The organism is Mycobacteroides sp. LB1 (assembly GCF_013449725.1).
In the GTDB taxonomy this organism is placed as follows: domain Bacteria; phylum Actinomycetota; class Actinomycetes; order Mycobacteriales; family Mycobacteriaceae; genus Mycobacterium.
Genome location: NZ_JACCFF010000004.1, coordinates 276,488 through 298,994, shown reverse-complemented (window position 1 = coordinate 298,994; position 22,507 = coordinate 276,488). Strand labels below are relative to the sequence as shown.

The following is a 22,507-nucleotide window of genomic DNA, read 5'->3' as shown; positions in this document are numbered from 1 at the left end:
GCGGCCCGCGGCCCGGAAGTCATCCGTATGGGACTCGAACCCAATAGCCTTAGGTGGGCATGCCGTTGGAGTGGAGCCTTTACACACGGAACGCCGTCCGGCGATGCCGGGGCGCCGCTTGATCTCCGCATCAGCAAAGGTACCGGAGGCCTTCGACGCGGCGCATCCGGTTTATTTCGGTCGGCTCGGTCGGCTCAGTCGTTCTCGGTGGCCCAGAAGTGGCGAGGCCGGCCGGACCACTTGCCCTGCAGCCACCACAGCGCCTCTATCACCGCGGCGGCCGCGATACCGATGCCCAACGCCGGCCCGGTGACCGCCAGATTGCTTGGGTCGAGCATGAATGTCTCTCGCGCCCAAGGAATCGCGAAGATCACCAGATAGCCAAGGCCTGAGAGCGTCACCAGCGCCACCCGCCACCATTGGTATGGACGCGCCACCACCGCAAGCACCCACACCGCCGCCACGAGCTCGGTGATCAGTGCCGCCGTCGACGCCTGCGTGCTGTTACCCGTGACATGCAGGATCTGGCGGGCCAACAGATACGACAGGAATGTCGCGATCCCCACGGTGAGGCCCGACGGGATCGCCGACGCCATCACCCGGCGCACGAATCCTGTCTGTGCGCGTTCGTTATTCGGCGCCAGCGACAGGACGAACGCCGGGATGCCGATGGTGAACCACGCCGCGATAGTGACGTGGATCGGCTGGAACGGGAACGGCACCGAGCCATAGTGGAAGATCTTCGAGCCCAGTCCCGCAAGTCCCACCGTCAGCGCCAGCAGCACCGAGTACACCGTCTTGGTGAGGAACAGGTTGGAAACCCGCTCGATGTTGCCGATGACGCGCCGCCCCTCGGCAACCACATAAGGAAGGGTGGCAAACTTGTTGTCCAACAAGACAATTTGGGCGACCGCGCGTGAGGCCGAGCTGCCCGCACCCATCGCGACACCAATATCGGCATCCTTGAGTGCCAGCACATCGTTGACCCCGTCACCGGTCATCGCGACGGTATGGCCATGCGATTGCAGAGCCTTGACCATCGCCCGCTTCTGGTCGGGCCGCACCCGTCCGAACGTGGTCGCCTCGGCCAGGGTGTCGGCGAGTTTGTCGGTATCAGCGGGCAGCGTGCGGGCGTCCACGGCGGCGCCGGAGAGCCCCAAAGACTGGGCCACCGCACTCACCGACACCGCATTGTCGCCGGAGATCACCTTGATCGAGACATGCTGGGAGGCAAAGTAATCAAGGGTGTCACGGGCGTCGGGACGGATCTTCTGCTCCAGTACCACCAGCGCGCGCGACGTGACGGCGCCTGGTGCGTTCGCGTCGTCGACGGGCAGTTCTGCCGATGCCAGCAGCAGCACTCGCAGACCCCGAGAACCGATCTCCTCGGCGGTGGTGGCGATGGGGTCGGCCGGGTCGAGAAGTACATCGGGTGCGCCGATCACCCAGTTGCCATGCTCCCCGTAGGAGGCGCCACTCCACTTCTTGGCCGACGAAAATGGGGCGATTGCAGTCGATTTCCAGCCCGGTGGGGTGTCATATGCCTCGGCGATGGCAGCGATGCTCGCGTTGGGTCGTGGGTCATCGGCGGCGAGGGAAGCCAAAGCGGCGAGGGCCTGCCGATCGCCATCGCCGTCGATCTTCTTCACCTCCGAGAGCCGCATCCCGTTCTCGGTGAGGGTCCCGGTCTTATCGGCGCATACCGTGTCCACCCGGGCCAGCCCCTCGATGGCGGGCAGCTCCTGCACCAGGCATTGACGCCGTCCCAGTCGAATCACGCCAACCGCGAAGGCGATTGACGTCATCAACACCAGGCCTTCCGGCACCATCGGGACCAGGGCGCCCACCATGCGCAGCACCGATTCCTGCCAACTGTCATCGGTCGTGAACAGCTGGGTATAGATGATGAGCGCACCCGCCGGCAGCAGCAGATAGGTGATGAACTGCAGAATCTTGTTGATGCCATTGCGCAGTTCGGAGTGCACGAGGGTGAACTTTGATGCCTCCTCAGCGAGCTTGGCCGCGTACGCCTCGCGCCCCACCTTGGTGGCCCGGTACGCACCGCTGCCCGCCACCACAAAGCTCCCCGAAAGCACCTGGGAACCAACGGTCTTGTCGATCGCATCAGCCTCGCCGGTCAGCAGCGACTCGTCGATCTCGAGGGCAGCCTCCTCGGTAACCTCGCCGTCCACCACGATCTGATCGCCGGGCCCGAGCTCGATGATGTCGTCGAGAACCACATCATTCGGCGCCAGCGCCGTCGCCACACCGTCGCGCCGCACCATGGGCCGGGCCTGTCCGACGATCGCGAGCTTGTCGAGCGTCTGTTTGGCCCGCAGCTCCTGAATAATGCCGACAGCACTGTTGGCAACGATCAGCAGACCGAAGGCGCCGTTGATCACCGAGCCGGTGGACAGCACGATGATGAGCAGCACGCCGAGAATCGCGTTGATACGGGTGAACACGTTGGCTCGCACGATGTCCGACACACTGCGTGCCGCACGGGACGGGACATCGTTGGTCTTCCCCTGCGCTACGCGCTCAGCGACCTCGGCGGCGGTCAGGCCGCCGACTGTGTTCGGCGCTCTTCGCGCAAGCGGCTCATTCATGCCCAGCCCCTCGGTCGTTGCCACCCCTGCACAGTAGCGACCAGCGCGTAGTGTCGCGGGCATGGACGCGGATGAGATCGCTCAGCGATTGTTCGCCGCCATCGAGATAGGCGATATCGACACTGTCGCCGTGCTGTACGCGCCCGATATCGTCGTCTGGCTGAACACTCTTGGGGAACCCAGGAACCGTGACGAGAACCTGGCCACCTTGACCTGGGTAGCCCGCAACCTGTCCGACTTCCGCTATACCGCCATCCGCCGGTCCATCACACCGGACGGATTTGTCCAGCAGCATGTGGTGAATGCGATCAATCGTGCAGGCGAACACGTTTCGGTTGCCGCCTGCATCGTCGCCACTATCTCCGATGGGCTGATCACACGTATCGACGAGTACCTGGACTCCGCGGAGGCGGCCACGTTGTTGGCCAAGTGACTAGCCGCCGTTCGCCTTCCGAGAGTAATGTCAGTTCGTATGACATCGAATGAACTTCCGGACTGGGAAGCTAGTTACCAGGGCAAGAGCGAAATCTTCTCGGGCGAGCCGCCATGGAATATCGGCGAACCCCAGCCCGAGCTGGCCGCGCTGATCGACGCCGGGAAGTTCCATGGCGATGTGCTGGACGTCGGCTGCGGGCATGCCGAGACATCGTTGCGCCTCGCCACGCTGGGGCATACCACTCTCGGGTTGGACCTGTCGCCCACCGCCATCGAAGCAGCGCGAGCGACCGCCGCCGATCGTGGATTGACCAATGCCAGCTTCGAGATCGCCGATATCACCAACTTCACCGGATATGACGGGCGCTTCGGCACCATCGTGGACAGCACCTTGTTCCACTCGATTCCGGTTGAGGCCCGTGACGGCTATCTGCGCTCGATCGTGCGCGCGGCCGCACCCGATGCGTCCTACTACGTACTGGTCTTCGCAGTGGGCGCGTTTCCGCCCGGGATCGGCCCGAACGCGGTCACGGAGGACGAACTTCGCGCCGCCGTGGAACCGTACTGGGTGATCGACGACCTGAGCCCGGCGTTCATCCACTCGAACATCCCGGCCGTCATTCCTGGTGTCGACTTCCAGATGCCCTTGTTCCACAAGGACGAGAAGGGACGCAATAAGCAGCCCGCGTTCCTGCTACAGGCACACAAGGGCTAGGAAAGCCGCCACCAGCCGTCGGGGGCGGCGGGCCGCTGCGCATCGGCCCGCTGCCCGGGCTTGGGCACCACAACCGTGACGCCGTGTTCCTCGGCGGCGGTGAGCACCCGCTCGATCGGCTCGGCCCATGGATGCAAGGCCAGGTTGAACGTGGCCCAGTGAATGGGTAGCAGCGGAGCACTAGACGTCGCGAGGTCCCGGTGCGTTTGGATGGCCTCTTCGGGGTTCATATGGATATCCGGCCATTGGGTGTTGTAGGCCCCGACCGGCAACAGGGTGAGATCGAAGGGACCATAGGTCTCGCCAATCACCTTGAACGCCTTGGTGTATCCGGTATCGCCGCCGAAGAACACCTTGTGCCTCGGCCCGGCGATAGCCCAGGACGCCCACAACGTGGTGTTGCGGACAAGCGACCGGCCCGAGAAGTGCCGGGCCTGAGTGCAGGTGAGCGTCAGTTTTCCGAGCTGGTGACTCTCGTCCCAATCCAGTTCGATGACCCGGTCGGGTGACACACCCCAGCTGCGCAGATGAGCGCCGACACCAAGCGGCACCACGAACACCGCGTTCTGGCTGCGGGTCAACGCGATGACGGTGTCCATATCGAGATGGTCATAGTGGTCGTGACTGATAACCACCGCATCCAGGGCGGGCAGCGCCGACACCGATATCGGTACCGGATGCTGGCGATGCGGCCCTACGGCACGCGAGGGCGAGCACCGGTCGCTCCAGACCGGATCGGTGAGCACGCGGTATCCGTCGACCTCCACGAGCACACTGGAATGCCCGAACCAGGTGATCGCCAGATCCGCCGGCGAACCGGCAAGTTCGGGTACCGCTAGCGGCACCGGCGCCTTGGGGCTGCCGGCGCCCTGCCGGGTAAGCAGACCGCGCACCAGTGACGTCGGGTCCGCGTCGGGGACGAACTGCCGGGCGGACTCGGCATTGTGGAAGGAGCCGCCGCGGTACTGCGGGGATCCTTCGGCAACCTCGGCGATGCGGTCCTTGCTAGCCCCCAACGATCGCGGGACGTCACGCAGGACGCGTCCGAACCACGTCGACGCAAGAGCTGCGCCAGCGCCAACCCAGAGCGCCCGCATGCTCAGGCGCCCTGGAAGTTGGGCGGACGCTTCTGGATTCGGGCCACCTGCGCCTCGATGATGTCCTGACTGGACCACGCCTTGTCGAAGAGCTCCTTGTGCGCAGGAGCCTGATCCTCGAACGCACCGTCATCGTTCAGCACGCGTTTGGCGTGCTTGAGGGCCAGCGGCGCAAAACCGGCAAGTTCTGCAGCCCAGGCCTGGGCATCTGCCAGCTCTCCTATGCGGTTGGCCATGCCGGTGATGTACGCCGTCTGCGCATCCAACGGTTCGGCGGCCAGCAGCATGGCGCGTGCGCGGCCGTAACCCACCAGTGAGGACAATCGGCGGATGCTCCAGTTATCCAGGGCAATGCCATATTTGGCGACGGGGAACTGGAAGCGCGCGGACTCGGAGACCACCCGCAGATCGGCCACCATGGCCAGCATCACGCCGGCCCCGATGGCCGGGCCGTTGACGGCGGCAATCACCGGGACGTCGGCGGCGTCGATGCTCAGGATCGAGTGCTGCCAGGCATCGGCGAACTTATCGGGATCTGGGGCACCGCTGGACAGGTCGGCGCCCGCGCAGAACGAGGTGCCCTGCCCGGTGATGACAATGGCACGTGCCGTTTCCGCAGCCTTCCTGACCTCCTCGGCGAAGGCGACCGCGAGCTCGTAGGTCACCGCATTACGTCGTTCCGGGCGCTGAAGCTCAATCGTGGTGACGGGGCCGTCGCTAGTTACACCGATCATGCCGACCACCCTAATATGGCGCCTATGACTGCCGTCGCCGTGATTGGTGGTGGGCAGGCTGGGATCGCGGCGGGGTACTTCCTGCGACGGCGTGGCCTCGAGCCGCTCGGCCGCAGACATTCCGCCGGGGAGCCCGGCGACGGATTCGTCATCCTCGATCACTCTCCTGGCCCGGGCGGGGCATGGCAGTTCCGCTGGCCCACGTTGACGCTCGACAACACCAACCGCATCTACCAGCTGCCCGGGCTGCCGTTCGACGAGACAGGAACCATCAAGGCGTCGACGGCCATGCCCCGGTACTTCGACGCGTACGAACATCGGTATGCCCTCGATGTCCACCGGCCCGCACACGTGCGCGAGGTACGGCCCGCGCCAGCCGGCTCGGACGGGTTCACGGTATCCAGCTCCGCAGGCGAGTTCAGTGTCCGAGGAGTGATCAACGCGACAGGGACCTGGGATAAGCCGTTCGTCCCCTACGTCCCGGGCGCCACCACGTTCGAGGGACGTCAGCTGCACACCCACGACTACCGAACACCCGAGGAATTCGCAGGCCGGCACGTGCTCGTGGTCGGGGGCGGGGTGTCGGCGGTGCAGCTACTCGTTGAGATTTCAGGAATTGCGTCCACTCGCACGTCCTGGGTGACCCGACGCGAGCCGGTGTTCGTCACGGATTTCACCGTCGATCGACTGCGTACCGCAGTCGCCGGCGTCGACGAACGATCGCGCCGCGGGGAACCACAACGATCGGTGGTTTCCGCGACCGGGCTGCCGTGGACACCGGATATCGCCGAGGCTTCACAGCGCGGTGTACTGGCGCGGCGCCCCATGTTCACCCGAATCACCCCGACCGGGGTCGCCTGGCCCGACGGCAGCTCATTGGATGTCGACGTGATCCTGTGGTGCACCGGGTTCAGACACGCGCTGGATCACTTGTCGCCGCTGCGCCTGCGCAACAGTCGCGGCGGCATCACCATGACGGGCCGGCTGCTCACACAGGTTGCCGGGCGGCCCGCTATCCACCTACTGGGGTACGGGTCCTCGGCCAGCACCATCGGCGCCAACCGGGCAGCCCGTGCCGCCGTCGCGGAGCTAATGGAATATCTAGAAAGTACCTAGAAGGAAGTGCTTCCTGAGGGCTGCAGGACGAAGCCGTGCTTCTGATCGCCCATCGACACCTGGCACGCGGTGAGGCCGCCACCGCCGACGGCACACGTGACATTTCCGTAGGTGAGTTTCTGACCGACATTGAGTACCGGCGCCTCGGGTCTGGTTCCGCAGGTCCAGGCGCCCTTGCTGATCTCGAACGCGCCATCACCCTTCTGCGCGACGGTGCCCATTGGGCAGGTCCCGATACCGGGCAGATTCACACCGCCCAACCCCGGCACATTCGCGCTCGCGCCACCAACTCCCGGCACATTCGGGACATTCTGTGCATCGCCGGGAATCCCGGGAACGGCCCCGTCACAGCTCAGGCGCTGACGCGAATTAGGCGAGATGTTCTGCGAAGCGCGGAACATGCAGCCGATTCCGTCGGGGGTGGTGAAGTGGATCGACCGCACCGAGGAGTTCTCGTTGGTGACGAAGTACGCGTCGGGCGCCACCGCCGTGAACCCGTTCAAATCGGGGAAGTTATCGGCGCGGGCGACACCGGCACCGGCCAAAGACAACGTTCCCAGGGCGAGCACAGCAAGCACAGCGAGCGCGGCGCAGAGGCCAGCAACATAGGAAACCTTTTTAACGTGTACTGCTGTCGACATTCGCAAGCTTTCGGTGTGGGTCGCTGGATTATCAGCTTTCATGATACTGGCGGCGCAGAGCGCATTACTGGTCTCGACCGATCCGGGCTTCCGCGCAGTTCCCGCCGGAATTGTGGTGTCGCCGGACCTCGGTTGGCGGTTTTGAGCACCGCATCAGGCAAGATGGCAGGCATGCCTGATGGTCTTCGCGCAAGCGGCTCACCGGTTCCCGGCAGTCTTCGCGCGAGCGGCTCATCGTCAGATGCCGGGCACCTCTCCCCGCGCGTGCTCGTGGTGGACGACGACGCCGATGTGCGCGGGTCGCTGGAGCGTGGCCTGCGCCTCTCCGGTTTCGAGGTGAACACCGCCAGCGACGGCGCCGAGGCGCTGCGCTGCGCCACCGAACATCGCCCGGACGCGATCATCCTCGACATCAACATGCCGATCCTGGACGGTGTCAGCGTGGTGACCGCGCTGCGCGCCATGGACAACGACGTGCCGGTCTGCGTGCTTTCCGCGCGCACCTCGGTGGACGATCGGGTCGCGGGCCTGGAGGCCGGCGCCGATGATTACCTCACCAAGCCGTTCGTGCTCGCCGAGCTGGTGGCCCGGGTGAAGGCGCTGCTGCGGCGGCGCGGTGCGGTGGCGACCTCATCTACCGAGACCATCACCGTCGGCGCGCTCGAGGTCGAGATCCCGGGCCGACGCGCCCGCATCAACGGTGTCGAGGTCGACCTCACCAAACGCGAGTTCGACCTGCTGGCCGTGCTGGCCGAACACAAGACCGCGGTGCTGTCGCGCGCCCAGCTGCTGGAGCTGGTGTGGGGATACGACTTCGCCGCCGATACCAACGTCGTCGACGTGTTCATCGGCTACCTGCGCCGCAAGCTCGAAACCGGCGGTGCACCCCGCCTGCTGCACACCGTGCGCGGTGTCGGGTTCGTGCTGCGATCGCAGTAGCGACAGATGAGCCGCTTGCGCGAAGACCAACAGTCATGACCAGCCCGAGTAAGCACCCCAGTCAACGGATTACCGACCTTGCCTACCGGCTGCTGGAAAAGCCGATGCGGGTCTTCTCGCTGCGCACCTTGGTCGCCATCGCCGCGCTGGGGGTGATGGTGCTCGTTGTCACACTCGGCGCCTGGGTGTGGCTGGGTGTCACAGAGAACCAGTACGAGCAGCTGGACAAAAGGCTCGACTCGGTGTCCAGCCTGGGCGCCGTCTCGAATCTGCTGAATTCGGTGATCAGCTCCGATAAGAAGCTCGATACCCCCGACGGCCTGGTGCTCACCGCCCGCGTCGCCGGCCTGACCAAGTCCATCCCCAGCGACCTGGAGCTGCCGCTACTGGCCCCCGGTTATGCCAACACCACCATCAACGGCGTCGAGTACCGGGTCCGGTCGTTCATCGCTCCCGGCAATATCCCCGTCGCGGTCGGCGCCCCGATTGCCGAGACCGAGCGGCAGATCTACCGGTACCACATCCGCATTCTCGCGATCTGCGGCGGCGTGCTGGTGGGCACCGTCATCGTCGGCTGGGTGATATCCCTCATCGTGGTGAGCCCCTTCCGGCTGCTGGCACAGCAGGCCCGCCTGATCAACGCGCAATCCAACCCTGATGACGTTAACGTTCGCGGCGTGCGTGAGGCGGTCGAGATCTCCGAGGCCGTCGAAGGAATGCTCGAACGCATCAACACCGAACAGGAAAAGACCAAGGCCGCACTGGAATCCGCACGCGACTTCGCGGCAGTCGCCTCCCATGAGCTGCGCACTCCACTCACCGCGATGCGGACCAACCTGGAGGTGCTCTCCACCCTCAACCTCAGCGCCGATCAACGCACAGAGATCGTCGACGAGACCATCCGCACCCAAAGCCGGGTCGAGGCAACACTTTCCGCGCTGGAACGGCTGGCACAGGGTCAACTGACCACCGAGGACGACCATGTGCCCGTCGATATCACCGAGCTGCTGGACCGTGCCGCCCATGACGCCGACCGCAGCTACCCAAATCTTGAGATCTCGCTACTGCCGTCCCAAACCATCCTGATGCTCGGGCTACCCGCCGGGCTGCGGCTGGTGATCGACAACGGGATCAAGAACGCGGTGAAACATGGCGGCGCGACTAAAGTTCAGCTATCCGCCAACAGCACCGTGCATGGAGTCGAGATCGCTATCGACGATAACGGCAGTGGTATCCCCGAGGCCGAGCGCGAGCTGGTATTCGAACGGTTCTCACGCGGCTCCACCGCCTCGCATTCCGGCTCCGGCCTGGGCCTGGCACTGGTTGCGCAGCAAGCCGAACTTCACGGCGGCACAGCGGCTTTGGAATCCAGCCCGTTGGGAGGCGCCAGGCTGGTGCTGCGCCTCCCCGGGCATTAGTTCCTAGCGGGCGCCGAGCAGGTCGATCACGAACACCAGCGTCTTACCCGACAGCTGGTGACCGGCTCCGGCCTCGCCATAGGCCTGCGCCGGCGGCACCGTCAGCTGACGGCGTCCGCCGACCTTCATACCGGGGATGCCATCCTGCCAGCCCTTGATGAGCGCATCGAGTGGGAACTCGATGGACTCGCCACGGTTCCACGAGCTGTCGAACTCCTCGCCGCTCTCGAATTCGACTCCGAGGTAGTGAACGTTGACGACCGAACCGGGTGCGGCCTCCGCACCATCACCGACGGTGACGTCCTTGATGACCAGTTCAGTGGGCGGCGGACCTGGCTGAAAATCGATCTCAGGTTTTGTCATGCCAGCAGCGTATCGTCCGGCCGCCGATGGGCGGCCAGGCTGCTCACCGCACGTTCGACCTTGCCGTCCGCGCCGAGACGCTCCTGCACGGTGCCCGCGATTTCGCCGGCCGAAGTCATGGTGGCGGTCAGGCGCACCCGGTCGGCACGGAACAGGTCATAGCTGCACTCGAAGGGGCGGCCGTCGGCGCTCCGGGTGACCCTGGTGATCGCCAGCAACGGCCTACGGTGCGGCACGTCGAGCCACTCGGCCTCCCGCGGATTGGCACTGACCACCTCGATCGTCTCGGTGGACGAGGCCGGCGCCAGCCCATAACGCAGCTGACACAGCTCGTACAGTGAGCCGCCCAGGGGCTGCTCCAGCAGGTCGGGAACAAGCTCGGCGACAAAACATGCGGTGTCCACCGAGAGTGGCACACCATCGGCATAGCGAAGCCGCCGCACGTCGAAAACCTCTGCAGCGTTCCCGATTTCCAAGGCGGATTGCTCGGCGGGGGTCGCACACCTCCGGGAAGTGCCGAGTACACGGGTGTCACTGGTGTGCCCCCCGAGGTGCAACCTGGTGGGCAAGCCCGCCAGCTCGGCGACATTGCGCTGCACCAGATCCGCCCGTACGAAGGTGCCACCGCCCCGGCCGGTCTGGCGTTCGAGAATGCCCGCACGGCTCAACGGCACCAATGCGCTGCGGACGGTGGCACGCGAGACCGCGAACCGTTCCGCCATCTCGCGCTCGGAGCCCAATCGTGTGCCTGGGCGCAATGTGCCCTGAGCGAGCATCGACAGAATGCGGCGACGCACGTCCTCGGCTACCGGTCCGCCCTCCGACTCCTCCATCCGCTCAGTATTCCCGCCGGGCACCGTTCAGGGTGCCAACGCCTCCGGCGACTCCGGTAGCACCTGCCCACCGTCGACCACGATGGCCTGGCCGGTGATGTATCCCGCCTCATCGGAAGCCAAGAAGGCAGCCAGGTGCCCAATATCAGTCGGGGTGCCCAGGGCCCCCAGGGGAATGGACCGCGCCATCCCGGACAGGTACTCCTCGCCCTTGTCCACCAGCCCCTCGGTGAGGATGTTGCCCGGCAGTATCGCGTTCACCGTCACCCGCCGCGGGGCGAGTTCGATCGCGGCCGTGCGCATGAAACCCAGCTGAGCCGCCTTGGATGCGCCGTAATGCGACCATCCCGGGTAACCGGTGATGGGCCCGGTGATGGACGAGGTGAGGATGACGCGGCCACTACCGGACGCGGTGAGCGCGTCCAGGCACGCCTGCACCGTGTAGACCGTGCCCTTGACATTGATATCCAGCACCTCGGTGAGCTGCTCGGGCGTCATCGTCGCTAGCGGCGCCTCGGGGAAGATACCGGCGTTCGCACACACCACATCCAGCCCGCCGAACGCGTCGACGACGGCCTGCGCGGCATCCGCGCACGACGTTGGATCGGACACGTCCAACCTGATACCGACGACATTGCCGGCGCCGAGTTCATCCAATTCTGCTGATACCGAGTCGGCTTCACCGGGCGATCGTGCAGCGACCGCAACGTTGGCGCCGGCCCGTGCGAACACCGTGGCGATACCGCGGCCAATACCCTTGGTGCCGCCGGTCACCAGTACCGATTTGGTGGACAGATCGAACATCACACTTCCTTTCTTGCCAGCACGGCCTCTCCGGCCTACTCAGCCGACTCGACGGCCAAAAATGGCCTCCTGCAACCAGGTTCGGTCACCTAGGTATCGCTCCGCGAGACGGGCTGTACGAGTCCCGAATCCGTCACTGACTCTGATCGCCGCATCGGCATCGGCATGCGAGGCGATCCAGGCGGTGAGCATGACCCGGCGCAGCATCACCAAGACCGGGATCATGCCGAGGTGTTCCTCGGAGAGCCGGCGCACTCGTTGGTAGCCGTCGAGCCAATCCGCGATGGCCGCATCGGCCGCCGGAGTGTCCTCCACCCAGGACACCACCGCACCCAGATCGGCCAGGAACCAGGACCATCCGCAGTCATCGAAGTCGATCACGGTGATCTCGGAATCAGGCCGCCCCGGGTCCACCATCAGGTTGGACAATCGCATGTCGGCGTGTATCAGACCGAATCGATCTGGGGTATGGCCGTATTCGTTCAACCGCCGGATCATGTCTGCCACCGCGGCAGCGATCGACGTACGGTCGCCGTCGGCTATGCCGGGAGCGTGCCGCCAATCACCCCAGCGCGCGGTCGGGCCGAACATCGTGTCCAGATCCCAACGGAACCGGGTGAACTCGCGTGGCGCCTGCCAGCGCTGGGCATGGTCGTGCATGTGTGCGGTCAGCTCGCCCAGCTTGCTGTATCCGACCACACCAGGTTCCTCTTCCGCGGTGCAACCCGGCACGAAACTCATCGCATCGACGTAGAGGGTGATCCCGTCCAGACATGCCGCAACGACATCCGACCCATCCTCGGCGCGGACGAGTTCCGGTGTAATGACCGATGTCTCGGCACGCAGCGCACGCATCCAGGCCAACTCGGAACGGATCGCCGGTAGCGAGTGGTACCCGGGACGATGGACCCGAAGCACCATGGGTTGCGGCTCGTCCACCAGATAGGTGGCGTTCTCCGACAGGCTCAGCAGTCGCAGTGGGGCATCCGACGCCCTGCCATAACCGGGCAGGGCGGCACGCGCGAACGCACTGTGGGTCGGCGGTAGTCCCGGCATGGTCCGAGTGTGCACCATCAGAGGCAAGTAAGCAGACCAAATCGGACCATTTAACTCCGACGCATCACGACCGGCCCAGATTGAAACATCCTCGAAACGACTTGGGCCGATTTCTCTGATTCACTGTTGACCTGGGAACTATCCCAGGTATAAATGATCTCGTCGCATCTGAAGCAAGCCATTGGCCCAATATTTAGGATTGCGCCCGCTACGGGCAGCCGGGCTAAACCAGACCAAATATGGAGAAGGGATCGTCCGTGAGCGACATCATCGACCCACCCGCAGCCACCACCGCCGAGCCGGACGGCATGCAGCGTCTCAAGCCGAACGCCGTCGGATTGATGGGCGTGCTGTTCATGGCGGTGGCCACCGCCGCACCGATCACCGCGATGGTCGGCAATGTGCCGATGGCCGTGGGATTCGGCAACGGTGCCTATGCACCAGCCGGCTACCTGGTCGCCACCATCGTGCTGACGCTCTTCGCCATCGGCTACGCGGCGATGTCCAAGCACATCGTCGCCACGGGCGCCTTTTACGGATACATCTCCCATGGCCTCGGCCGTATCGTCGGGCTGGGAGCCGGGTTCCTGATCACGTTGGCGTACATGGTCTTCGAAGCGTCACTGGTCGGGATCTTCTCGTTCTTCGGCCACGACCTGTTCCTGACGTTCTTCCACCTGGACATCCCGTGGGTCCTCCTGGCGTTGGTCATGCTGGCCGTCAATGCGGTGCTCACTTACTTCGATCTCAGCCTTGCCGCCCGCGTACTGGGTGTATTCCTGGTGACCGAAATACTGATGCTGTCGCTACTGGCACTCTCGGTACTGTTCACCGGGGGCGGCCCACAAGGCTGGTCCTGGGGCTCACTCAACCCGCTCAACGGCTTTCACAGCCTCAGCGGAGTTGTCGACGGCCCGGCCGGACCCCTCACGGTCGCCGGCTCGGCCGGTGTCGGATTGTTCTTCGCGTTCTGGTCCTGGGTCGGATTCGAGTCCAGTGCCATGTACGCCGAGGAATCCAAGAACCCCAAGAAGATCATCCCGATCGCGGTGGTGTCCTCGGTTGTCGGCGTCGGCGTCTTCTACGTCCTCGTCTCGTGGCTCGCGATCGTTGGCACCGGACCGGACAACGCCGTGGCGCTGGCCCAGGATTCGTCCACGGCGGGCGATATCTTCTTCGGCCCCGTCCAGCAGCACCTGGGGGTGTGGGCCGTCAACCTGTTCAAGGTCCTGTTGATGACGGGTTCATTCGCCTGCGGCATGGCCTTCCATAATTGTGCCGCCCGCTACCTGTACGCGATCGGACGCGAAAACGTCATCCCCGGGATGCGCCGCACCATCGGGGCCACGCACACCGCACATGGCTCGCCGCATATCGCGGGCATCGTCCAGACCGTATTCGCCACCGTGGTGGTGCTGTTCTTCGCATTCACCCATCGCGATCCGTACACCGGTCTCTACGGACTGATGGCCCTGCTCGGCACCACCGCGATCATGATCGTCCAGGCCCTGACCGCCTTCGCCGTGATCTCGTACTTCCACGTGCGACGAAACCATCCCGAGACCGCGCACTGGTTCCGGACGCTGGTCGCACCGCTGTTGGGTGGCCTGGGCATGGTGTACGTCGTCGTCCTGTTGGCCCAGCATGCGTCGTTCGCGGCCGGCACCGCGGCCGGCGACTGGATCTTCACGTCAATCCCATGGGTGGTTGGGGCAACCGGTCTCGGCGGTATCGCCTTGGCCATCTTCCTCAAATACACCGCACCCGACCGCTACGAGGACCTCGGTAGAACGGTCCTGGAGGAGGCACCCGAACGATGAGCTTTTCGAACATCATGGACTCAAACAGCTATTCCGGGCAGGACGAGGACCCGGCCACGGAGGCTCTTATCTCCGCGCGGGAACGGGTACTCGGCCCCTCCTACCGACTCTTCTACGAACGCCCGGTCCACCTGGTGAGCGGAGAGCGCAGCCACCTGTTCGACACCGATGGCAACCGCTATCTGGACGCGTACAACAACGTCGCCAGTGTCGGCCACTGTCACCCTCATGTGGTCGAGGCGGTCACCCGGCAGCTGTCCACCCTCAACACCCACACCCGATACCTGCATGAGGGCATCGTCGACTACTCCGAGCGGCTACTCGCGACGATGCCCGGCGCCATTGATCAGGTGATGTATGCATGCACAGGTTCTGAGGCCAACGACCTGGCATTGCGCGTAGCCCACATGTACACCGGGGCAACGGGAGTTATCGTGACCAGCGATGCCTATCACGGCAACACGGCCGCCGTCACCGCCGTCTCCCCATCACTCGGCGGGGACTCTCTCGGACCGCATGTCCGTACCGTGCCGGCACCCGACAGCTACCGGACACGACCTGGCGATCTGGCCACTGACTTTGCCGCCGCCGTTTCCCGTGCGATCGATGAATTGCACACCGCAGGATACGGATTCAGCTGCCTGTTGGTGGATACCATCTTCTCCTCGGACGGCATCTACCCGGACGCGTCGGTGCTGGAGCCCGCGGTGAAGGTAGTGCGTGCGGCCGGCGGTGTCCTCATCGCTGACGAGGTACAACCCGGATTCGGGCGTACCGGGGAAGCGATGTGGGGGTTCACCCGCCACCGCGTGGTGCCCGACCTGGTCACCATGGGTAAGCCCATGGCCAACGGCATCCCGGTGGCGGCCATGGCGGCCACCTCTGCGGTCCTTGCCCCATTTTCCCGGGAAGTGCCGTACTTCAACACCTTCGGTGGAAATCCGGTATCTATGGCAGCGGCATCGGCGGTACTCGACGTCATCGAGGACGAGAAGCTCCAGCTGCATGCCGCCGAGGTGGGTGCAGCACTGCGCTCCGAGTTGCGCTCCCTTGCGCTACAGCACGTCGAGCTCGGCGATATCCGCGGCACCGGCCTTTACACGGGGGTCGAGATCGTGCTCGACCCCGTATCCCGCACCCCGGACCGCGCCGGCGCACGCCGGATCGTGAACGCCCTGCGCGAACGGCGAGTCCTCATCTCGGTGTGTGGGCAGGATGGCAACGTCCTCAAGATCAGGCCGCCGCTGGCCTTTTCGCGGTCGGACGTCGACTGGTTCTGCACCGAGTTCGAGGCGGTACTGAAAGACATCGTTGGACCGGTCGGCGCGTCGTAGAGTTTCTCCATGACTGCCAGCGGATCGGCCAGGTACGACACCGTGATCGTCGGGGGCGGGCACAATGCCTTGACCGCCGCCGCGTATCTGGCCCGAGCGGGCCAACGGGTGTTGGTACTGGAGCGGCTGGAAGTGCTCGGCGGGGCCGCGATTTCGGCGCCCGCGTTCGAGGGCGTCGACGCGAGGCTATCGCGGTACTCGTATCTGGTGAGTCTGCTTCCGCGGCAGATCATCAACGACCTGGGCCTCTCGGTGCAGCTGGCGCGCCGCAAGTACGCGTCATACACGCCGGACCCAGCTGACGGTGGACGGAGTGGATTCCTTGCCAGTACAGATGATTTCGCGGAATTCGGGGCACTCTGCGATACGGTGACCCGGCCACTGTGGGATTCCATACTGGAACCGCTGCGACGACGTAGCGAGGTCCGCGCCGGCGCCTGGGAACAGCTTGTCGAGACGCCCATCGGCGAGGTGATCCGCGCGGCCGCACCCGATGATCTGCAACGCGGGGTCCTGCTCACCGACGCACTGATCGGAACCTTCGCGAGCGCCGATGACCCGTCGCTGCGGCAGAACATCTGCTTCCTCTACCACCAGATGAACCCGTGGGACGTCCCCGTGGGCGGCATGGGCGCCGTCACCGGCTCGCTGGAATCCTCAGCGCGACGACTTGGTGCCGAATTACGCACCGGGGCTGAGGCCCTCGCGATCAATCCCGGCGGCGAGGTGCAGTACCGGATTGGCAACGACGAGCACATCGCGGTGGGCAACCACGTCCTCAGCGGCGTCAGCCCCACCGTGCTGGCCCGGCTACTTGGGGAAAACGCCCCCGAAGGACAGCCCGGCGCGCAGGTCAAGGTGAATCTGCTGCTGACCCGCCTACCTCGGCTGCGCGATGAAAAGGTCACGCCGGAACAGGCTTTCGGTGGCACCTTTCATATCAACGAGACCTTCACCCAGCTGGAGAGCGGGTTCCAGCAGGCGTCCCGCGGACATATCCCCGACCCGCTGCCCTGCGAGATCTACTGTCATTCCTTGGCCGACCCGAGCATTCTGTCGCCGGAGCTGCGTGCGTCCGGGGCACATACATTGACGGTGTTCGGGTTACATACTCCGCATGGGCTGGATGCAACCCGCGAACAGCTGCAAGCCGCCGTACTCGCGTCACTTAATTCCGTACTGGCCGAGCCGATCACCGATGTGGTGGCAACAGACTCGCAGGGCCGACCGTGCATCGAGACCAAAACCACCGCAGACCTCGAGGAGGCCCTCGGGATGACATCAGGCAACATCTTCCACGGCGGATTGCACTGGCCGTTCGCCGAGGACGACGAACCGCTGGATACGCCCGCAGCGCGGTGGGGTGTGTCCACGAATCACAAACGAATTCTGCTGTGCGGTTCGGGTTCTCGTCGCGGCGGCGGCGTATCGGGGCTCGGCGGATATCACGCCGCGATGGCGGTATTAGACGCTAGCTGAGGGCCGCGGCTCTCTCCAAGATCACCCGCAAGTTCGTCAGTTCGACCTCACTCAAGGCCGCCAGCGCAGCCGGAGCCGGGTCATCCAGCTCGGCGATGGCAGCCACGACACGGTGGCCCTCATCAGTCAACGACACCCGCTTGCATCGGCGATTGTCGGGGTCGATGTGGCGGACCACCAACCCGCGCTGCTCCAAGTCACTTACCGCAACCGTGGCCGCCGGGGCATCCAGGGCCGTGGCCTCTGCGATTCCCTTTACCGTCATGGGCTGTCGCGCAAGCCTTCTCAGGATACGCACCCGACTGAATGGCAGCCCCGTCGCCTCGACGACCGTCCGTCGCCAGCCATCACGGTTATCGAGCACCAGACTCGCCATGGTGCGCCATACCTCGTCCGCGAGCGGTCTATCCGGCACGCGCCACCTCCCGAGCCGCGGTGCCCGCTATGAGCGGCGCGAGCCGTTGGGCCGACCGCACCGCAGCCGCAGAAGTGGACACGATGCCCAGCGTAACGATAACGAGCCCGAGTCCCGCACACATGAACCACAGGGCGGGCGGACCGATCGAACCGCACAGTGCCACACCAATACTCACACCCACCTGGCGGCTCGTGGAGGTAACCGCAGAGGCCGCGCCGGCCCGGTCCAGCGGCATCCCACTGACCGCGGCATTCGTGATCGGTGCATTCACCATGGCGAACCCCGCACCGAAAATGGCGAATACCACCAGGAGCTCCCAGATCGGTGTCGCCGTCGACACCCGGGTGAGCAGCAATGACGCGATGAAGAACAAGGTGCCCGCCGCCAGCAGTGACGGCCGCGCGCCGAACCGACCCACCATGCGTCCCGAGATCGGTGAGAATACTAGCGCCCCAACGGCAATCGGGAGATAGACCAATCCGGTGTGCATCGCGGAGAAGTGTCGCTCCCCCTGCAGGTACAGCGACATCGTAAACAGGAACGCACTCCATGCCACGCACGCACATATCGCCGTAAGGGTGGCCGAGGCGAACGGGATGCTGCGGAAGAAGCGCAAGTCGATGAACGGGTGCCGCCGCCGGGACTCGTAGCGGAGGAACACCGCGAACGCCACCAGCGCGGTGATCAGCACCGCGATCAATCGCGGCGTCGTCCACCCCAGCGAGGGGCCTTCAATGAGGGTGAACACGATGCCGAACAGGAAGAGCACCGCGAGTACCTGCCCCACCGGGTCGATATCGCGCATCGTGGCCGACTTGCTCTCCGGCACGAAGATCGCCGTCAACACGAAGGCGAGCGCACACACCGGCAGGTTGATCCAGAAGACGGCCCGCCAGCCCACCCATTCGATCAGCAGCCCGCCGACTATAGGGCCCAGGGCCATCGATATCCCGACGACCGCGCCCCAGAACCCCAGCGCCCTGGCCCGTTCCACGCGGCCGGTAAAGACCTGCGAAATGATGGACAGCGCAACCGGGTTGAGCATCGAGCCGCCCACCGCCTGCAGCAGACGCGCGGTGATGAGCAACCCGACGGTAGGCGCCACGCTGCAGAGCAGAGAACCCACCGCGAAAATCGAGAGCCCGATGTGGAAAACCTTCCGGCGCCCCAGCCGGTCCCCCGCGGCCCCCGACAGCATGAGCAGCGAGGCCAGGCCCAGCGTGTAGATGTCGATGACCCATTGCAGCTGCGAGGTGCTGGCGCCGAAATCCGCTCGGATGGTCGGCAGTGCGACGTTCACGATGGTGGAATCCATCGACACGATGAGCAGACTCAGGCAGCAAGACCCCAGGATGACGAGTTTGCGACGCTCGCTCAACTCGCCAATGGTTGCTTCCACGCCACTATTGTGAAACTACAACTGTTAGCGATGCAAACAGATTTACATCACACCGTCCGTCGACCCACTAAAAAACGAACGCGCAGTTACGCACACATCCTTCGAGTGGAAGCGTGCCTAACTGCGCGATCGGCGGAAAGGACTACGGGTACTGACGCTCTCCGTAGCCGGTGTAGATCTGGCGCGGACGGCCGATCTTGCCCGGCTCCGAATGCAGCTCGCGCCAGTGCGCGATCCAGCCGGGCAGCCGGCCGAGGGCGAACAGCACCGTGAACATGCGCGTCGGGAAGCCAATGGCCCGGTAGATCAGACCCGTGTAGAAGTCGACGTTCGGGTACAGCTTGCGCTCGATGAAGTAATCGTCGGTGAGCGCAGCTTCCTCAAGCGCCTTGGCGATCTCAAGCAGCTGGTCATCGCCGCCGAGCTTGCCGAGGATCTTGTCGGCCTGCTCCTTACAGATGCGGGCACGCGGATCGTAGTTCTTGTAGACACGGTGTCCGAAGCCCATGAGCTTGACGCCGTCTTCGCGGTTCTTCACCCTGCGCACGAAGTCGTGAGTGTCGCCGCCCTCGGCGCGGATGCGCTCCAACATCTCCAACACGGCCTGGTTCGCACCGCCGTGCAGCGGACCCCACAGCGCGTTGATGCCACCGGAGACAGACGTGAAAAGGTTGGCGTCCGAAGAGCCGACCAATCGCACCGTCGAGGTCGAGCAGTTCTGCTCATGATCGGCATGCAAGATCAGCAGCATGTCGAGCGCCCGCACGATCTCCGGGTCCACCTCGTACGGCTCGGCCGGAAAGCCGAACGTCATCCGCAGGAAGTTCTCGACGAGAGTCAGCGAGTTGTCCGGGTACAGGAACGGTTGCCCGACGGACTTCTTGTAGGCGTAGGCCGCGATGGTGGGCAGCTTCGCGAGCAAGCGGATCGTGGACAGCTCGACCTGGGCGTCGTCATGCGGGTCCAGCGAGTCCTGGTAGTAGGCACTGAGCGCGTTCGCGGCGCTGGAGAGCACCGGCATCGGGTGTGCATTACGCGGAAAGCCGTCGAAGAACCGCTTGAGGTCCTCGTGCAGCAGGGTGTGGCGCTGGATCTTGGTGGTGAAATCCTCCAGCTGCTGCGGGGTGGGCAGCTCACCGTAGATAAGCAGATAGCTCACCTCGATGAAGGTGGACTTGTCGGCCAGCTGCTCAATCGGGTAACCGCGGTAGCGCAGGATGCCCTCGTCACCGTCGATGTAGGTGATGGCGCTCTTGGTCGATGCGGTGTTGACGAAGCCCGCATCGAATGTCGTGTAGCCGGTATCGGCCAGCAGCTTGCCCAACGCGAAGCCATCCGAGCCTTCGGTCGCACGGACGATATCCAGCTTGGTTTCGCCTCCGGGGTACTGGAGAGTAGCGAAATCATTGTTGTCGGCCACAGGCATCCCTTCTGAGGTTCAGCGGCTCCGCAAGAACGTTCATAGAGAAGGTAGTCGCTCCGCCTTCAGGGCGCCTGGTCAGGGTCGAGGTCGAGAGGTCGAGCGCGGGCGAAGCGATCGACGGCCAACCGTCCGCGAACGCACCGCCTCCAGGGCGCGGTCCCACACCAGCAGCGCACCCGCCGCCATGATGGTCGGCCTGAACACATCCCTGGCCAGCGCCGCTGTCGCGGTGGCCTTGGTGGCCGCGCTGGCCTTGGACATGTGCCCGGAATCGAAGGGCGGCTGCGGGTCGTACTCGATGCTCAGCTGGATCGCCTTGGCCCGCTCCTCCCCCGCGATCTGGCCCGCCAGCCACAGCCCCAGGTCGATACCCGCGGATACGCCCGCCGCGGTGACGAGACCTTCGTGACCGGTGTGCACGATGCGCTCGTCGCCGACCGGTGTCACCCCGAACGCCTTGAGCGCGGGCAGCGTCGACCAATGCGAGGTAGCCCGGCGGCCCTCAAGCAGACCGGCCGCCGCCAGCACCAGCGAACCGCTGCACACCGAGGTGGTCCAGGCGGCAGCCGGATGAACCCGGCGCAACCACTCCAACAATTCCTCGTCGCGCGCGGCCATGGTTGTTCCCGGGCCGCCAGGAACCAGTACGACATCGGGCGACGGCGTCTCGTCGAACGAGTGCGTGGCACCGATGACCAGCACCCCGGAATCAGCGGTGACGGGCCCCGGTTGATGCCACACGAATCGGACCTCGGTATCGGGCATGAAGCGCAAGACCTCATACGGGCCAATGAAATCCAGTGCGGTGAAATCGGGGTACAGCACGATCGCGATCTGGGTCATAAGGAAGTCCTTTCGGTTCGGTAGAAGGTCTTGCGGTACTGGTCGGGCGATACGCCTATGCGGCGAACGAAGTTGCGGCGCAAGGATTCCGCAGATCCGAACCCGCAGCGGTTTGCGATCACCGTCATGGTGTCGTCGGTCTCTTCGAGCTGGCGGCGCGCGGCCTCGGACCGGATGCGTTCCACATAGGCCGACGGCGCCTCGCCCACCTCCGCCGTGAACACCCGGGTGAAATGCCGCGGGCTCATGGCCGCACGGCGCGCCAGCTCACCAATCCGATGCGAAGCTCCCGGCTCGGCCTCGATGGCCTCCTGAACATCGCGGATCGGCATGCGCCTGGCCCGCGGCATCCATACCGGGGCGGCGAATTGGGACTGTCCACCCGGGCGGCGCAGGTAGAGGACAAGCCAGCGCGCGACGGTCTGCGCCACCTCCGCGCCGTGGTCGTCCTCGACGAGCGCCAGCGCCAGGTCGATACCCGCGGTCACACCGGCCGCCGTCCATGTCTTGTCCGAGCTGCGGATGAAAATCGGATCGGGATCCACGGTGACGCTCGGGAACTCGGTTGCGAGTGTGTCGGCCAACGCCCAGTGTGTGGTGACCCGACACCCGTCGAGCAAACCCGCCTCGGCGGCCAGGAACGCACCGTTGCAGACGCTGATCACTCGGCGGGCAGACCGTGCCGAGGCGCGAATCCAGTCCATCAGGGCGGCGTCCCGTTGGACCGCGGCCACACCGACACCGCCCGGCAGGAGCAACGTGTCGCATCCCTCACCAGGATCCGGCAGAGGACGGGTGACCAGCTCCAGGCCCGAGCCGGTGGAGACGGCGGCGCCGTCGCTCGAGACCAGCGATACGTCGTAGCCGGGCGCGCCGGTCAAGTACTGCGACGCACTCGCAAACACCTCGTACGGCCCGACCAGGTCGAGGGCCTGGACTCCCGGGAACCCCAGGATTACTACAGATCGGGTCACGGCTTCCACTATTCGCCACCTGCGCAATGGCGTCTAGGTCAGGTACCCCACAAATTA

Annotated in this window: 21 protein-coding genes; 8 read left to right on the top strand and 13 right to left on the bottom strand. The window is 64.9% G+C overall.

All coding sequences use genetic code 11. The features are described from left to right. Nucleotides 1-194 precede the first annotated feature (194 nt). Nucleotides 195-2,633 carry a cation-translocating P-type ATPase gene (locus MLB1_RS17615; RefSeq protein WP_371750640.1) on the bottom strand — a complete coding sequence of 813 codons (2,439 nt, stop codon included), beginning with the start codon at nucleotides 2,631-2,633 and terminating at the stop codon, nucleotides 195-197. Nucleotides 2,634-2,670: 37 nt separating this feature from the next. On the opposite strand from MLB1_RS17615, the gene MLB1_RS17610 reads away from it, so the two are divergent. Together MLB1_RS17610 and MLB1_RS17605 are read left to right on the top strand one after the other, a co-directional pair. Further along, nucleotides 2,671-3,042, top strand: coding sequence for a nuclear transport factor 2 family protein (locus MLB1_RS17610; RefSeq protein WP_180751128.1), 372 nt, complete (start codon nucleotides 2,671-2,673; stop codon nucleotides 3,040-3,042). A 39-nt stretch (nucleotides 3,043-3,081) separates the two neighbouring features. Then, on the top strand, nucleotides 3,082-3,759 hold the full coding sequence (locus MLB1_RS17605; protein WP_180751127.1) for a class I SAM-dependent methyltransferase: 678 nt from the start codon (nucleotides 3,082-3,084) through the stop codon (nucleotides 3,757-3,759). On the opposite strand, the gene MLB1_RS17600 is transcribed toward MLB1_RS17605, so the two are convergent. Together MLB1_RS17600 and MLB1_RS17595 are read right to left on the bottom strand one after the other, a co-directional pair. Next, the gene (locus MLB1_RS17600; RefSeq protein ID WP_180751126.1) at nucleotides 3,756-4,856 is read right to left on the bottom strand and encodes an MBL fold metallo-hydrolase; all 1,101 of its coding nucleotides are present in this window, start codon (nucleotides 4,854-4,856) and stop codon (nucleotides 3,756-3,758) included. The two genes, MLB1_RS17605 and MLB1_RS17600, sit on opposite strands and share 4 nt — an antisense overlap. Before the next feature lie 2 nt (nucleotides 4,857-4,858). Then, nucleotides 4,859-5,590 carry an enoyl-CoA hydratase gene (locus MLB1_RS17595; protein ID WP_180751125.1) on the bottom strand — a complete coding sequence of 244 codons (732 nt, stop codon included), beginning with the start codon at nucleotides 5,588-5,590 and terminating at the stop codon, nucleotides 4,859-4,861. 15 nt (nucleotides 5,591-5,605) lie between these two features. On the opposite strand from MLB1_RS17595, the gene MLB1_RS17590 reads away from it, so the two are divergent. After that, a complete protein-coding gene (locus MLB1_RS17590; RefSeq protein ID WP_180751124.1) occupies nucleotides 5,606-6,706 on the top strand; it encodes an NAD(P)-binding domain-containing protein in 1,101 nt (366 codons plus the stop codon). On the opposite strand, the gene MLB1_RS17585 is transcribed toward MLB1_RS17590, so the two are convergent. Further along, nucleotides 6,703-7,251 (bottom strand): hypothetical protein, encoded by a 549-nt coding sequence (locus MLB1_RS17585; protein ID WP_371750646.1) that lies wholly within the window; start codon nucleotides 7,249-7,251, stop codon nucleotides 6,703-6,705. The two genes, MLB1_RS17590 and MLB1_RS17585, sit on opposite strands and share 4 nt — an antisense overlap. Before the next feature lie 267 nt (nucleotides 7,252-7,518). Here MLB1_RS17585 and MLB1_RS17580 point away from each other — a divergent pair, with 267 nt between their 5' ends. After that, nucleotides 7,519-8,286 carry a response regulator transcription factor gene (locus MLB1_RS17580; RefSeq protein ID WP_219603238.1) on the top strand — a complete coding sequence of 256 codons (768 nt, stop codon included), beginning with the start codon at nucleotides 7,519-7,521 and terminating at the stop codon, nucleotides 8,284-8,286. A 104-nt stretch (nucleotides 8,287-8,390) separates the two neighbouring features. After that, complete coding sequence (locus MLB1_RS17575) at nucleotides 8,391-9,704, top strand: HAMP domain-containing sensor histidine kinase (protein WP_180751268.1); 1,314 nt, start codon at nucleotides 8,391-8,393, stop codon at nucleotides 9,702-9,704. Between the two features lie 3 nt (nucleotides 9,705-9,707). On the opposite strand, the gene MLB1_RS17570 is transcribed toward MLB1_RS17575, so the two are convergent. The 4 genes from MLB1_RS17570 to MLB1_RS17555 are packed head-to-tail and all read right to left on the bottom strand — an operon-like array spanning nucleotide 9,708 to nucleotide 12,760. Then, a complete protein-coding gene (locus MLB1_RS17570) occupies nucleotides 9,708-10,067 on the bottom strand; it encodes an FKBP-type peptidyl-prolyl cis-trans isomerase (RefSeq protein WP_180751123.1) in 360 nt (119 codons plus the stop codon). Beyond that, complete coding sequence (locus tag MLB1_RS17565; RefSeq protein WP_180751122.1) at nucleotides 10,064-10,900, bottom strand: GntR family transcriptional regulator; 837 nt, start codon at nucleotides 10,898-10,900, stop codon at nucleotides 10,064-10,066. Before MLB1_RS17565 ends, MLB1_RS17570 begins: the two co-directional genes overlap by 4 nt. Nucleotides 10,901-10,927: 27 nt before the next feature. After that, a complete protein-coding gene (fabG, locus tag MLB1_RS17560) occupies nucleotides 10,928-11,704 on the bottom strand; it encodes a 3-oxoacyl-ACP reductase FabG (protein WP_180751121.1) in 777 nt (258 codons plus the stop codon). 39 nt (nucleotides 11,705-11,743) lie between these two features. Beyond that, the gene (locus tag MLB1_RS17555; RefSeq protein WP_180751120.1) at nucleotides 11,744-12,760 is read right to left on the bottom strand and encodes a phosphotransferase; all 1,017 of its coding nucleotides are present in this window, start codon (nucleotides 12,758-12,760) and stop codon (nucleotides 11,744-11,746) included. Between the two features lie 257 nt (nucleotides 12,761-13,017). Between MLB1_RS17555 and MLB1_RS17550 the strand changes: the two genes are divergently transcribed. The 3 genes from MLB1_RS17550 to MLB1_RS17540 are packed head-to-tail and all read left to right on the top strand — an operon-like array spanning nucleotide 13,018 to nucleotide 17,393. Continuing rightward, a complete protein-coding gene (locus MLB1_RS17550) occupies nucleotides 13,018-14,580 on the top strand; it encodes an APC family permease (RefSeq protein WP_180751119.1) in 1,563 nt (520 codons plus the stop codon). Next, nucleotides 14,577-15,914 (top strand): aspartate aminotransferase family protein, encoded by a 1,338-nt coding sequence (locus tag MLB1_RS17545; RefSeq protein WP_180751118.1) that lies wholly within the window; start codon nucleotides 14,577-14,579, stop codon nucleotides 15,912-15,914. Before MLB1_RS17550 ends, MLB1_RS17545 begins: the two co-directional genes overlap by 4 nt. A gap of 9 nt (nucleotides 15,915-15,923) precedes the next feature. Continuing rightward, the gene (locus tag MLB1_RS17540) at nucleotides 15,924-17,393 is read left to right on the top strand and encodes an NAD(P)/FAD-dependent oxidoreductase (RefSeq protein WP_180751117.1); all 1,470 of its coding nucleotides are present in this window, start codon (nucleotides 15,924-15,926) and stop codon (nucleotides 17,391-17,393) included. Here MLB1_RS17540 and MLB1_RS17535 read toward each other — a convergent pair. The 5 genes from MLB1_RS17535 to MLB1_RS17515 all read right to left on the bottom strand — a co-directional run bounded on the left by MLB1_RS17535 (nucleotide 17,386) and on the right by MLB1_RS17515 (nucleotide 22,450). Continuing rightward, nucleotides 17,386-17,769 (bottom strand): MarR family transcriptional regulator, encoded by a 384-nt coding sequence (locus MLB1_RS17535; protein ID WP_180751267.1) that lies wholly within the window; start codon nucleotides 17,767-17,769, stop codon nucleotides 17,386-17,388. The two genes, MLB1_RS17540 and MLB1_RS17535, sit on opposite strands and share 8 nt — an antisense overlap. Before the next feature lie 28 nt (nucleotides 17,770-17,797). Then, complete coding sequence (locus MLB1_RS17530) at nucleotides 17,798-19,210, bottom strand: DHA2 family efflux MFS transporter permease subunit (RefSeq protein ID WP_180751116.1); 1,413 nt, start codon at nucleotides 19,208-19,210, stop codon at nucleotides 17,798-17,800. A gap of 142 nt (nucleotides 19,211-19,352) precedes the next feature. Continuing rightward, entirely contained in the window at nucleotides 19,353-20,636 is a 1,284-nt protein-coding gene (locus MLB1_RS17525) for a citrate synthase (RefSeq protein ID WP_180751115.1), read from the bottom strand. A 72-nt stretch (nucleotides 20,637-20,708) separates the two neighbouring features. Further along, entirely contained in the window at nucleotides 20,709-21,476 is a 768-nt protein-coding gene (locus MLB1_RS17520) for a DJ-1/PfpI family protein (protein ID WP_180751114.1), read from the bottom strand. Further along, nucleotides 21,473-22,450 carry a GlxA family transcriptional regulator gene (locus MLB1_RS17515; RefSeq protein ID WP_180751113.1) on the bottom strand — a complete coding sequence of 326 codons (978 nt, stop codon included), beginning with the start codon at nucleotides 22,448-22,450 and terminating at the stop codon, nucleotides 21,473-21,475. The genes MLB1_RS17520 and MLB1_RS17515 overlap by 4 nt, the downstream gene beginning before the upstream one ends. Nucleotides 22,451-22,507: the final 57 nt, after the last annotated feature.

Bases quoted from the DNA above. Each gene is read 5' to 3' on its own strand.
- MLB1_RS17535 (WP_180751267.1), bottom strand. From the start codon at position 17,769: ATGGCGAGTCTGGTGCTCGATAACCGTGATGGCTGGCGACGGACGGTC.
- MLB1_RS17545 (WP_180751118.1), top strand. From the start codon at position 14,577: ATGAGCTTTTCGAACATCATGGACTCAAACAGCTATTCCGGGCAGGAC.
- MLB1_RS17610 (WP_180751128.1), top strand. From the start codon at position 2,671: ATGGACGCGGATGAGATCGCTCAGCGATTGTTCGCCGCCATCGAGATA.
- MLB1_RS17565 (WP_180751122.1), bottom strand. From the start codon at position 10,900: ATGGAGGAGTCGGAGGGCGGACCGGTAGCCGAGGACGTGCGTCGCCGC.
- fabG (WP_180751121.1), bottom strand. From the start codon at position 11,704: ATGTTCGATCTGTCCACCAAATCGGTACTGGTGACCGGCGGCACCAAG.
- MLB1_RS17575 (WP_180751268.1), top strand. From the start codon at position 8,391: ATGCGGGTCTTCTCGCTGCGCACCTTGGTCGCCATCGCCGCGCTGGGG.
- MLB1_RS17600 (WP_180751126.1), bottom strand. From the start codon at position 4,856: ATGCGGGCGCTCTGGGTTGGCGCTGGCGCAGCTCTTGCGTCGACGTGG.
- MLB1_RS17595 (WP_180751125.1), bottom strand. From the start codon at position 5,590: ATGATCGGTGTAACTAGCGACGGCCCCGTCACCACGATTGAGCTTCAG.
- MLB1_RS17580 (WP_219603238.1), top strand. From the start codon at position 7,519: ATGCCTGATGGTCTTCGCGCAAGCGGCTCACCGGTTCCCGGCAGTCTT.
- MLB1_RS17540 (WP_180751117.1), top strand. From the start codon at position 15,924: ATGACTGCCAGCGGATCGGCCAGGTACGACACCGTGATCGTCGGGGGC.
- MLB1_RS17520 (WP_180751114.1), bottom strand. From the start codon at position 21,476: ATGACCCAGATCGCGATCGTGCTGTACCCCGATTTCACCGCACTGGAT.
- MLB1_RS17555 (WP_180751120.1), bottom strand. From the start codon at position 12,760: ATGCCGGGACTACCGCCGACCCACAGTGCGTTCGCGCGTGCCGCCCTG.
- MLB1_RS17590 (WP_180751124.1), top strand. From the start codon at position 5,606: ATGGCGCCTATGACTGCCGTCGCCGTGATTGGTGGTGGGCAGGCTGGG.
- MLB1_RS17605 (WP_180751127.1), top strand. From the start codon at position 3,082: ATGACATCGAATGAACTTCCGGACTGGGAAGCTAGTTACCAGGGCAAG.
- MLB1_RS17570 (WP_180751123.1), bottom strand. From the start codon at position 10,067: ATGACAAAACCTGAGATCGATTTTCAGCCAGGTCCGCCGCCCACTGAA.
- MLB1_RS17525 (WP_180751115.1), bottom strand. From the start codon at position 20,636: ATGCCTGTGGCCGACAACAATGATTTCGCTACTCTCCAGTACCCCGGA.